This is a genomic window from Protofrankia sp. Cj3 (genome assembly GCF_917627355.1).
Taxonomy (GTDB): Bacteria; Actinomycetota; Actinomycetes; order Frankiales; family Frankiaceae; genus Protofrankia.
The window spans coordinates 20,950-32,341 of the sequence record NZ_CAKJTR010000050.1; the positions used below are offsets into that span (position 1 = coordinate 20,950).

Here is an 11,392-nt window from a genome sequence, read left to right on the forward strand (position 1 = left end):
GACGAGCGACGATAGGCTCGTGCGCCATGGCCAGAGTCGTAGTGGACGTGATGCTGAAGCCGGAGATCCTCGACCCGCAGGGGCAGGCGGTGCTCACCGCGTTGCCGCGGCTGGGTGTGACCGGCATCGTCTCGGTACGCCAGGGCAAGCGGTTCGAACTGGAGGTGGACGGCGCGGCGGATGCCGATGCCCTCGCCCGGATCGAGCGGCTCGCCTCGTCGGTACTGGCCAACCCCGTGATCGAAGACTACGTCGTCCGGGTTGAACCTGTGCCTGCGCAATCCCGCTAAGTGGTCGCCGCCGGAAGTTCGTCCAGGGTCTGCCGGCGGCGACCGCTTAGGTTGCTGTCCAGCCGTCAGGAGCAGGGGCAGGCGGCAGCCTGCTCATATTCCCGTCGTTCCCGTCCTGTTCTCCGAACAGATCAACGGGCTGGTGACGCTCAGCTGGCGCGCTATCCGGGGGGAGCCATCGGGTCAGCCGGTGAGACGAACGCGACCCGGCGTCCACACGAGTCGCATACAGCCACTCTGGCATCGGGTTCGTCGTCCGAGGGCACAAGGTGCGCCAACGGGACGATCCCCCCGCACCACGGGCAGGTGAGCCACGGCCCGTCCGCGCCGCATCCCGACGGCTCGACATCAAGTGATTCCACGCTCATCACGGTGCCACCGCGCGCTCAGCGTCGAGGGCTCCAAAGGCCTTCCGGTGACCACAGCCGCCGATTCGCGGGACGCAGGCCCCGAGCGCATGGGCACAATGCCGAAAAACCTCGGTAACAATGCCGAATCAGCTGGCCAGCAAAGAAGCAACGATAAAAAACAACCGGGCTGGCTGTCTTGTGCGCCGCCAACAACCGGCTGCGGAATCAGTGGCAGGGCCCGGGAGGCATGCTGTGATCTTTGTCGCGCCAGTGAGCACCCGTACCACCGGGCACCGGTGAGAAACCCGGCACGCCCAGGCCCCGGCTCACGACGGGGACAGCTGACAGGATGGGCGGATGGGCGCGGACGAGGTACCTTCAGTCACTATTGATCAGATTCCGGTCAACCTGTCGCCAACCGCCGAAATCCTGCTCCTGGACGTCCGAGAGACCGCGGAGTGGGACGCCGGACATATCTCCGGCGCGCTGCACATCCCCATGGGTGAGCTGCTCAAACGCCTCGACGAGGTGCCGCGTGAACGGGATGTGGTGGTTGTCTGCCGGTCGGGGCAACGCTCGGCCGTGGTCACGGCTCACCTGCACCGGGGCGGCTGGCGGGCCCGCAACCTCCACGGCGGGATGATCGCCTGGAATGCGGCGGGGCGCCCGATGGCGACCAACGCACCCGCACCGCATCCGCCAGCGGTGATCTGACCGGTGGTGTGGCCGGCCGCCGATGATGGTCGCCACGTCAAGGAGGCGGTCCTCGCTGTGGACAGGTCCGCCGTATCCGCGATGCGCGGACCCGCGGCGGTGGATACCGCGCGATCAGCGCACGCGTGACGAGAGAATAGGCGTCATGAACCACGACGGTCCCGCCGTTTCGGCTGCCGGCCCGCGGCCGTCCAGCGGCCGAAACCGAGATCTCCGCCGGACGCGAGAACCCCGCCCTCGCGGAGCCCCCGGCAGCGTGAGGGCGCTGCTCGCGCTCTGCCTCGGACTCGTCTTCGTCGCGTCCGCCTGCGGCTCGGCCGGCGACGCCTCAGCCGCAAACGCCGGAGCGGTCGGTGGCGCCGGCCAGGGCGGGCAGGCCGCCGCTGGAAGCGCCCTCGCGACGTTACGGTCGATGCCGGTCCACGCCGCGACGAACTCGCCGCCGTACCGACGGGACAAGTTTGGTGATCCCTGGCAGGACGTCGACGGCAATGGTTGTGACACCCGGAACGACATCCTGCGCCGGGACCTGACGCTGGTGACCGTCAGGCAGGGGGACCCGTGTATCGTCCTGACCGGCGAACTAAAAGATCCATATACCAGCCGGACCGTCCGTTTCAACAGGGCACGGGACGCCGCGGCTGTCCAGATCGACCATGTCATCGCGTTGGCGGACTCCTGGCGTACCGGGGCCGCCTCCTGGCCATCGGACAAACTGGTCGCCTTCGCGAACGATCCGGAGAACCTGCTCGCGGTCGACGGCCCGACGAACCAGGACAAAAGCGACGACGACGCCGCCCAGTGGCTGCCGCCGAACCAGGCGTACCGGTGCCAGTATGTGGCCCGTCAGATCGGCGTGAAAGCCCGCTACGGGCTTTGGCTGGAGCCAAGCGAACGGGACGCCATGGCCAAAACGCTGGCCAAGTGCCCAGGTCAACCAGTACTCGGCGGCAACCGCAGGAATTGACCGATCATTTGACAGAAGCGGTCACGAGCGTACCTGCGAGCGGCACACAGGCACAGCCCCATACTCGGGGTCAGCCAACAGGCATACACCGACGACGGAAAACTCAAACAACACCATGCCAGCACATCTGAGACGGGGCTGCGAGCAACCGGCAAGAAAGACGTAGATCAAGGAGTGGTGTCCAGGTGGATGGATCGCGAAACCGCGGAGGGAGGCACGCTGATGCTGGGTGGCGACCTTCCAGATCATCGACCACCATCGATCAGGTACGCCCCAACACCGACGCCCCAGGCATCAGGAGGTCAGGGAAGCGCCAGCGGAAGGACACCACCGGTGAAGCCGCTCGAAGAGCGGCAAGCACCAAGAACCAGAACGTGGGCGAGGGGGGAGTTGAACCCCCACGTCCGTTAGGACACACGGACCTGAACCGTGCGCGTCTGCCATTCCGCCACTCGCCCGAGTGCGACTATCACGCTATCACGCGCTCCAGGCCGCCCGAGCCGTGGGCCGGGCGGAGATGGAAGCATACGATCTCAGGGCTGGGAGAAGGCCTAGAGGAGGGGAGGTCGAGATGGGCGTGCTACAACGCTTCGAGCGCCGCCTGGGCGGCCTCGTCGAGGGGGCGTTCGCCAAGGTCTTCAAGGGCGGCGTCGAACCGGTCGAGATCGCCAGCGCGCTGGCCCGGGAGACCGACGACCGGCGTGCGGCCAGTTCCAACCGGGTACTCGTCCCCAACGAGTTCGCGGTCGAGCTCGCCGTCGGGGATTTCACCCGGCTCGCTCCCTACACCCAAGCGCTCTGCGACGAGCTGGCCGAGATGGTCCGCGAACACGCAGCCGAGCAGCACTACACGTTTGTCGGTCCCGTCGGCGTGCGCCTTGCCGAGGCCGATGATCTCGATGTCGGGGTGTTCCGCATCCGCAGCAGTGTCGCGGCGGCCGACCCCGGCGCCGTGACCGGTCGACGCGGGCCGGCACGCCCGCGATCGAACGCCCCGGGAGCACCACGCCTGCTGATCTCCGTCAAGCCCGGCCCGACCGGGAGGGCAGGTGGAGACGAGCGCGAATATCCATTGGACAGCGAGACCACGGTCATAGGTCGCAGCGTAGAATGTGATATACGTCTCAATGACACAGGTGTTTCTCGCCGGCACGGCGAGGTCAGGCGGATGCAGGATGGCCAGTTCGTCTACATCGACCACGGCTCCACCAACGGCAGCATCGTCAATGGCCGAGCCGCCAGCCAGGTACGGCTTGTCGACGGCGACCAGATCGAGCTGGGCGCGACGATCCTCGCCTTCCGCCGGGAGGACCCGCGAGACGCTGGCGCGAACCGGGCCGCGCGGCGTGCTCCAGCCGGCCCCGCGGGAGCGGCTGGAGCACCGGTCCCATACCCCGCCGCCACCATGCCGCCAGCCACCGCGCCAGCCGACACACGCGGCCGGCCGCCGGACCCCTACCGCGGCGCTCCTGGTGGATACCCGCCCCCACCGGCCGACCCCTATCGTGGGGGCCCATACCATGACGAGCCGAGGCGGGAAGACCCCTACCGGGGCAGCCCATACTATGACGAGCCGAGGCGGGAAGACCCCCGCCGGGGCGGTCAGTCAACCGGCTACCCACCACCGACGGATGCTTACCGGGGCGGTAGGCGGCCCGAAACCGGCCAGCCCACGGGGGGACGGCAGACTGCCCCGTATGAGGATCCGTATGGTGATCATCCTCGCTACAACGACCCTTACGCCGGGAGGGAGGGTCAGTACCGCGGTGGCGCAGACCCTCGTGACCAGCGTGCCGTCCGCATGCCCGGTCCGCCTCCGGAGCCGCGGGACGGGTATGGCCCAACCGTGGCTGGCTATGGAGCACCCGTTGATCATCGTCCGCCAAATGATCGTGGCTTTCCCTCGAGTCACGGCGACCCTCGGCGCGGCGTCCGGCCGGCTGGTCCCGACGACGGCGTCGATATGCATGAGCAGGAGACCTACCGTCCAGATCAGCCACACCCCGACGCACGCCGGAACCCACCGGAACGTGGGCGTCCGGCCGGCCCGGCCGCGCCGCCTGAGCCCGATCGCGGCTGGTAGGCCGTTGTGAACGGGTCCGGACCGAGCAGCCTGGTACTGCTTGTCGTTAAAATCAGTTTTCTGGCGCTATTGTGGGCATTTGTCCTGGCTGCCGTCCGTGCGGTCCGGCTGGACGTGTTCGGGCCGACCAAACGCCACCAGCAGCACCTCCAGGCGGCAGCACGCGCGCCCCGCCCGACACCGGCACCGACACCGGCACGCCAAGCCCCACCAGCACCATCGCAGAACAAGCCTCCCAGCCGACGTTCGCGAGCACCGAGCAAGCTTGTCGTTACGAAGGGTCAACTTGCAGGGACAACGCTTCCACTCGGGCCCATGCCTGTCACCATCGGACGGGCGCAGGACTCGACTCTGGTTCTGGAGGACGACTTCGCATCCGCGAGACATGCAAGACTCGTCCCCCACGACGGCCAGTGGTTCGTCGAAGATCTGGGCTCAACCAATGGCACATACCTCGACCGCACGAAGGTGACCAGTCCCATGCCGGTACCTCTCGGCGCGCCGGTCAGGATCGGGAAGACCGTCCTGGAGCTCCACCGGTGAGCCTTAGGCTTCACTACGCCGTTCGCTCGGACGTCGGCCATGTCCGAGAAGGCAACGAGGATTCCGCCTATGCGGGCGCACGCCTGGTAGCCGTCGCGGACGGCATGGGCGGGCACGCGGCCGGCGAAGTGGCCTCCTCTACCGTGATCTCCCAGCTGGCCGGGCTGGATGAGGATGCCAGCGCCAGCGACATTCTGGATGCGCTGGCGGACTCGGTGGACCAGGCCAATGCCGCGCTGCGCGCGATGTCCAGCGAGGACGGATCGCTGGAAGGCATGGGTACCACGGTCACCGCGTTGCTGCTGTCAGGCAGCAGCCTCGGCGTGCTGCATGTCGGCGACTCACGCGCCTATCTGCTCCGCGATGGTGCCCTCAGCCAGGTAACCCATGACCACACGCTGGTCCAGGATCTGGTCGACCAGGGACGGATCACGGCCGAGCAGGCCGACACCCATCCACAGCGGTCCTTACTCATGCGCGCCCTCGACGGGCGCGACGTCGATCCGGATCTGTTCATCCAGAACGCGGTCATCGACGACCGCTACCTGCTCTGCACGGACGGCCTGTCCGGGGTCGTGACCGAAGTGACCATCCACGAGGCGCTGCAGCTGACCAGCCCCCAGGAAGTCGTCGACCGGCTGGTCGAACTCGCGCTCAAGGGCGGTGGCCCCGACAACATCACGGTCGTCGTCGCCGACGTGGTGGAAGACGGTCACGAGGACGACTACCGCCCGCTGATCGCCGGTGCCGCCGCGGAGAAACGGATCGTGCCGGGAGCCGCGGCGGCCCGTACCGGCCCGAACCCGCAGTTCCCCGACCAGGACTCACCGGCCGCCAAGGGAGCCCGGATCGGCCGGCACGGCACCCATCGCCGCGACCCGGAGCCGGACGACGTGCCCGATGACGTCTCAGCCCGGCGGTACCTCCCTCGGCCGCTGCTCGCTGGTCTGTGCGCCGTCGTGCTCCTCGGTGCCGCCGCGCTGGGTGCCTGGTTCTACATCCACAGGCAGTACTACGTCGGTGTGGACAACCAGCAGGTAGCAATCTTCGAAGGTGTCGATGGAAACTTCATCGGGATCTCCCTGCACACGTTCAAGGAGCCCGCACAGCCGGCCATAGCGCTGACCGAGCTCAAGCCGATTGCCCGCGACACGGTGAAGCGCGGCTACCAGGTGGGCAGTCTCGGTGAGGCCCGCGACTTCATCAAGACCCTCCGGGAGCAGATGATGTCGGCCATCGCGGACCCCGCCCCGAACAGCACGGCACCGGCCGTGACGGCCAGCGCGGCACCGACGCCCACCGCGGGTGCGGGCTCCACCGGGGGGGCGGAGCCCGTCGGGAGCCCCCAGACAGGCTCCGGTAGCGTTTCAGCCCAACTGCTCTGTGGCACCACGTCCTTGGCCAGCTGCGCCTCGTCGCTCGCCACACCAGGATGACGCCCTCAGGATGACAGCTCTCCCCCCGCTCCGCGGCAAAGCGGTCGACCTCACCGGAACCTTCGCACGGTACCCGGTCCCGGTCGGAGCGCAGTTGCCACCGTACCGTCGGCGGGAGCTGTGGCTGTTGCTGTTCGCGGGCCTGCTCGCGACCGCCGCGCTGGCAGCCGTGGTGCTGGCGATCGACGGGAGCCTCACCCTGTCGGTGTTCACCTATGGCCTCGGTTTCAGCGCGCTGTGGGGACTCGCCCATCTCGCGGTACGGCGGTTCGCACCGGCCGCCGACCCCATCCTGCTGCCATTGGTGGCGGCCCTCAACGGCCTCGGCCTGGTCATGATCTATCGATTGGACCTGGCCAAGGCCGCCGCCGCCGTCCGGGCGGGTAAACACATCCCGCCTGGGACCGCCCAGCTCCAGCTGGTGTGGACGCTGCTCGCCCTCATCGTTTTCGTCCTCGTTCTGGCCATCGTCCGGGACCACCAGACGCTGTCGCGGTACGCGTACACCGCCGGCCTCGCCGGGCTGGTCTTTCTGCTGCTGCCCGCCATGCCGCTGGTCGGCGCGACCATCAACGGCGCCCGGCTGTGGCTGCGGATCGGCCCGTTCACCTTCCAGCCCAGCGAAATATCGAAGATCATGTTGATGATCTTCTTTGCCGGCTACCTGGTGAACAAACGCGACGTCCTCTCCGTGGTCTCCCGGTCCTTCCTCGGGATGCACTTCCCGCGCGCCCGCGATCTCGGACCGGTCCTCGTGGCATGGCTGGCGAGCCTTGGCGTCCTGGTCGTCGAGAAGGATCTCGGGTCATCCCTGCTGTTCTTCGGGATGTTCCTCGTCATCCTCTATGTCGCGACCGAGCGGGCGTCCTGGGTCGTCATCGGCCTCGCCCTGTTCATGCTCGGGGCGGTACTGTCCTACAAGCTGTTCGGGCATGTCCAGGTCCGGGTGGACGGCTGGTTGCACGCCTTCGACGGGGACAACCCCACCAACAAATCGTTCCAGCTGGTACAAGGTCTGTTCGGGTTCGCGGCTGGCGGGATCACCGGCACCGGGCTCGGGCAGGGCAGCCCTCAGCGGGTCCCCTTCGCCAACACCGACTTCATCGTCGCGAGCATCGGCGAGGAACTCGGCCTTGCCGGGATCATGGCGATCCTCGTCATCTACGGGCTGATCGTGACACGTGGCCTGCGAGCCGCCGTGGGCGCCCGTGACCCGTTCGGCAAGATGCTGGCGACCGGCCTGTCCGCGTCATTGGCCCTACAGGTCTTCGTGCAGGTCGGAGGCGTCATGCGGCTTATCCCGCTGACTGGTCTGACCCTGCCGTTCATCTCCTACGGAGGATCATCGATCGTTTCCAACGCCGCCATCATCGCGTTGTTGCTGCGGATCAGTGACTCCTACCGGCGCCCCGCGTCGGCCACGCCAGCCGCGCCGCTGTTCGACCCGACCGCGGTGGCCGACAGCCCCACGCAGGTGGTAAAAACAACATGAACCCACCCATTCGCAAAGTCGCCATCGCGTGTCTGCTGCTGTTCAGCGCACTGCTGATCAACGCCAACTGGCTACAGGCCAAGAACGCGGACACGCTGCGGCACAAGCCTGGCAACGCCCGCCAGATCACCGAACGGCTCGAGCGGGAGCGGGGTTCCATTGCCGTCGCGGGCGGCCAGGCAGTCGCGAGCTCGGTCCCGGTGGACGACGAGTACAAGTTCCAACGGCAGTACCCGGCCCCGACGCTCTACTCCAACATCATCGGGTACTACGGGCTGTACACCTCCGCGGGCCTGGAACGCTCCCAGAACGACTTCCTGTCCGGTGAGGACCAGCGGCTGTTCGTCTCCAAGGTCTCCGACCTGGTCACCGGCCGCGAACAGCGGGGTGGGAGCATTGTTACCACGTTGGTGCCGCAGATCCAGCAGGTGGCAACCACAGCGCTCGGCAACCGCAAGGGGGCGGTGGTGGCGCTCGACCCGAAGACCGGCGAAATCCTTGCCATGGTGACGAACCCGACCTATGACCCGACCCCGCTGGCCAGTCACAATGAGACGACGGCCAGTAAGGCCGCTCAGGCGCTCAACACCGACCCCGACAAGCCCCTGCTCAACCGCGCGACTCAGGAGACCTACCCGCCGGGCTCGACGTTCAAGGTGATCGCCGCCGCGGCGGCGCTGGCCGCCGGCCACCACCTGGAGGAACGCATCGCGGCCCCCGACCAGCTCCAGCTGCCGCAGAGCAAAACCGTACTGCCGAACTTCGCTGGCGAACGCTGCGGTGACGGCCAGACCGACACCCTCATCCACGCCCTGACGATCTCCTGCAACACCGCGTTCGCCAAACTCGGCATCGACCTCGGCCACGACGCCCTGCGAGCACAGGCCGAGGCCTTCGGCTTCAATGCGACCGTGCCGGACTTTCCCCTGGCACAGGTGGCGAGCGTCTATCCGACCGCATCGCTCGACGGTGCGCAGACCGCGCAGTCGGCCATCGGGCAGTTCGACGACAAGGTCACACCGCTGCAGATGGCCCAGGTGGCCGCGGCGATCGGTAACAACGGGGTCATGATGCGGCCCTACCTGGTGGCCGAGCTGCTTGGCCCTGACCTGAAAGCGATCAGCCGGACCGAACCCGAGGTCTACAAACGACCGGTCAGCGCGGAGGTTGCCGCGAACCTGAACACCATGATGCAAAGCGTCGTCACCAGCGGCACCGGCACCAAGGCACAGATCCCCGGAGTCGCCGTCGCCGGCAAGACCGGCACCGCCGAGCACGGCGACAACGAGCCCCCGCACGCGTGGTTCATCGGCTTCGCCCCGGCGGTCAACCCGACCGTCGCCATCGCGGTGATCGTCGAAAACGGCGGCGGCGAACTCAGCACCGGCGGCGCGGTGGCCGCTCCCGTGGCCCAGCAGGTCATGAAAGCCGCATTGGGCATCCGCCGGTGACAGCCCCGACGCCGCCGGGCTTCGGCGAACCGCGCCCCGATGCGGCGGTCCCGGCCAGCCAGTCGGTGGCGGCACCGCCGGCCGCGCCAGCGGTCGCGCACCCCTTCGGCGGCTCGGCGAAGGGCACCCTCCTCGATGGCCGTTACCTGCTGGAAGGACGCATCGCCACCGGCGGTATGGGTGAGGTGTGGCGGGGCCTCGACCAGACCCTCGGCCGTCCCGTCGCCGTGAAACTGCTGCGCCCCGAGTACGCCAGCGACGAGTCGTTCCTCGTCCGTTTCCGCGGCGAGGCACGCCACGCCGCCCGGGTGTCGCACCCGGGTGTGGCTTCCGTCTACGACTACGGCGAGGTCATCGTCCAAGGTGACCATCCGACCGCGTACCTGGTGATGGAGCTGGTCGAGGGCGAACCGCTGTCCGCGCTGCTGCACCGGGAGAAACGGCTGTCCCCGGAGAAGACCCTCGATGTCCTCGGGCAGGCCGCGGACGCCCTGCAGGCGGCACACGCCCTGGGAGTGGTCCACCGTGACGTCAAACCCGGCAACCTGCTGCTGCGTACCGACGGTGCGATCAAGGTCACCGACTTCGGGATCGCCCGCGCGGTCGACGCGGCACCGCTGACCGCGACCGGCATCATGATGGGCACCGCGTACTACGTCTCCCCAGAACAGGCGTCAGGGCGGCCGGTGACACCGGCGAGTGACGTGTACTCCCTGGGCGTGGTCGCCTACGAGTGCCTCGCGGGCCGACGTCCCTTCGACGACCGCAATCCGATCGTCGTCGTGATGGCCCACCAGCAGGACGAGCCCCCGCCGCTGCCGCCTGATGTACCCGAACCGGTCCGTGGGCTCGTTCAGGCCGCGATGGCGAAGGACCCGGCCCGCAGACCGGCGTCCGCTGGCGCGTTCGGACGCACCGCCGCCACCATCCGCCGGAATTTGTGGAGCGCCGACGCGACCCGCCGAGGCGTCGGCCCGGGGCCGATATCCCGGGCGGACTCGGACACCACCGCCAGGCGCCCGGGCCCGACCGGTGCCCATGGCGGATCGGACGCCACGACAAGGGCGCCCACCCGGGAGCGGCCACCGTCGTGGACCCGCCAGCCGTCCTGGACCACCAGCTCCCCCGCGGAGATCCGTCCCCGCTGGGACCCGCGGGCCGGCGGGGATGTGGCGTTCCCGAACGGCCAGGAGCCACCCGCCTACGGCTCCGGTCACGCGCCGGGGGGCTCCGCGGCATCTCAGCAGGCTCCCGACAGCGGCGTGGGCCCCACGGGCGGGACAGCCGCCGCGCTCTGGGATGCCCAGACCCACCGTGCCTCCTCCGCCACCAGCCAGCCCGAGGCCCGGCTGCCAGACATCCATGCCTGGCAGCCCTCGCCGCCGAGCCGCACCGCCGGCTCGGCGTTCGATGGGCGGGCAGCCAGACGGCGGGCCGGCGGTGACCGGGGCGGCTCCGCGGCTGCGGGGCGACAAAAAATGTCACTACCCATCCTGATCATCCTACTGATCGTCACTGTCGCCGTCGTCGCGTTGATCACCCGGACGATCGCCGGAAGTAGCGGATCATCCACGAGCGCACCGCCACTGACCTGGGCGGTGCACGTGCCGGGGAGTGGAGGTGGCATCGTCACCGGTGACAACGTGACCGGGAACGGCCGGGTGACAGGGGACCGGATTACCGCGGCGACCACGATCGCTGGGCGTTCACGGCAGGTCCGCGGCTATCAGCCCGGAAAACGGAAGGGCGAGTACGGGTGGCAGGCGTGACTGAGGTGTTCGGGACCGAACCTCGCCTGGTGGGTCAGCGCTACGAGCTGGGTGAGATCCTCGGTTACGGTGGTATGGCCGAGGTTTACCGTGGTCGCGATGTGCGGCTCGGACGCGAGGTCGCGGTCAAGACGCTGCGCGCTGATCTCGCGCGTGATGAGACCTTCCTGGCCAGGTTCCGGCGCGAAGCGCAGTCGTCCGCGGCGCTCAACCATCCGGCCATCGTGTCCGTCTACGACACCGGCGAAGATCTGATCAACGGCATGACCATCCCGTATATCGTGATGGAGTACGTGG

General features: G+C 68.2%; 10 protein-coding genes and 1 tRNA gene. 10 read left to right on the forward strand and 1 reads right to left on the reverse strand.

Going from position 1 to position 11,392, the window contains the following annotated elements; translation table 11 throughout:
• The first annotated feature begins 26 nt into the window (after positions 1-26).
• The 3 genes from purS to MJ783_RS09400 all read left to right on the forward strand — a co-directional run bounded on the left by purS (position 27) and on the right by MJ783_RS09400 (position 2,321).
• Entirely contained in the window at positions 27-290 is a 264-nt protein-coding gene (purS, locus tag MJ783_RS09390) for a phosphoribosylformylglycinamidine synthase subunit PurS (protein ID WP_239310003.1), read from the forward strand.
• Positions 291-997: 707 nt separating this feature from the next.
• On the forward strand, positions 998-1,354 hold the full coding sequence (locus MJ783_RS09395) for a rhodanese-like domain-containing protein (RefSeq protein ID WP_239309993.1): 357 nt from the start codon (positions 998-1,000) through the stop codon (positions 1,352-1,354).
• A 256-nt stretch (positions 1,355-1,610) separates the two neighbouring features.
• Entirely contained in the window at positions 1,611-2,321 is a 711-nt protein-coding gene (locus MJ783_RS09400; RefSeq protein WP_239309994.1) for an HNH endonuclease family protein, read from the forward strand.
• 375 nt (positions 2,322-2,696) lie between these two features.
• Here MJ783_RS09400 and MJ783_RS09405 read toward each other — a convergent pair.
• Positions 2,697-2,779 (reverse strand) — tRNA-Leu (locus MJ783_RS09405).
• A gap of 113 nt (positions 2,780-2,892) precedes the next feature.
• Here MJ783_RS09405 and MJ783_RS09410 point away from each other — a divergent pair.
• The 7 genes from MJ783_RS09410 to MJ783_RS09440 form a co-directional block, all read left to right on the forward strand.
• Positions 2,893-4,404, forward strand: coding sequence for an FhaA domain-containing protein (locus MJ783_RS09410; RefSeq protein ID WP_239309995.1), 1,512 nt, complete (start codon positions 2,893-2,895; stop codon positions 4,402-4,404).
• Between the two features lie 6 nt (positions 4,405-4,410).
• Positions 4,411-4,947 carry an FHA domain-containing protein gene (locus MJ783_RS09415; RefSeq protein ID WP_239309996.1) on the forward strand — a complete coding sequence of 179 codons (537 nt, stop codon included), beginning with the start codon at positions 4,411-4,413 and terminating at the stop codon, positions 4,945-4,947.
• Positions 4,944-6,383 carry a PP2C family serine/threonine-protein phosphatase gene (locus MJ783_RS09420; protein ID WP_239309997.1) on the forward strand — a complete coding sequence of 480 codons (1,440 nt, stop codon included), beginning with the start codon at positions 4,944-4,946 and terminating at the stop codon, positions 6,381-6,383. The genes MJ783_RS09415 and MJ783_RS09420 overlap by 4 nt, the downstream gene beginning before the upstream one ends.
• A gap of 10 nt (positions 6,384-6,393) precedes the next feature.
• Complete coding sequence (locus MJ783_RS09425) at positions 6,394-7,875, forward strand: FtsW/RodA/SpoVE family cell cycle protein (protein ID WP_239309998.1); 1,482 nt, start codon at positions 6,394-6,396, stop codon at positions 7,873-7,875.
• Positions 7,872-9,326, forward strand: coding sequence for a penicillin-binding protein 2 (locus MJ783_RS09430; protein ID WP_239309999.1), 1,455 nt, complete (start codon positions 7,872-7,874; stop codon positions 9,324-9,326). Before MJ783_RS09425 ends, MJ783_RS09430 begins: the two co-directional genes overlap by 4 nt.
• Positions 9,323-11,095 carry a protein kinase gene (locus tag MJ783_RS09435; RefSeq protein WP_370651579.1) on the forward strand — a complete coding sequence of 591 codons (1,773 nt, stop codon included), beginning with the start codon at positions 9,323-9,325 and terminating at the stop codon, positions 11,093-11,095. The genes MJ783_RS09430 and MJ783_RS09435 overlap by 4 nt, the downstream gene beginning before the upstream one ends.
• On the forward strand, positions 11,083-11,392 hold a 310-nt coding region (locus tag MJ783_RS09440), incomplete at its 3' end, for a protein kinase (protein WP_239310000.1). The genes MJ783_RS09435 and MJ783_RS09440, both read left to right, overlap by 13 nt.

Excerpts from the sequence above, each read along its gene's own strand:
- purS (WP_239310003.1), top strand. The coding sequence starts at position 27 with ATGGCCAGAGTCGTAGTGGACGTGATGCTGAAGCCGGAGATCCTCGAC.
- MJ783_RS09395 (WP_239309993.1), top strand. The coding sequence starts at position 998 with ATGGGCGCGGACGAGGTACCTTCAGTCACTATTGATCAGATTCCGGTC.
- MJ783_RS09410 (WP_239309995.1), top strand. The coding sequence starts at position 2,893 with ATGGGCGTGCTACAACGCTTCGAGCGCCGCCTGGGCGGCCTCGTCGAG.
- MJ783_RS09425 (WP_239309998.1), top strand. The coding sequence starts at position 6,394 with ATGACAGCTCTCCCCCCGCTCCGCGGCAAAGCGGTCGACCTCACCGGA.
- MJ783_RS09430 (WP_239309999.1), top strand. The coding sequence starts at position 7,872 with ATGAACCCACCCATTCGCAAAGTCGCCATCGCGTGTCTGCTGCTGTTC.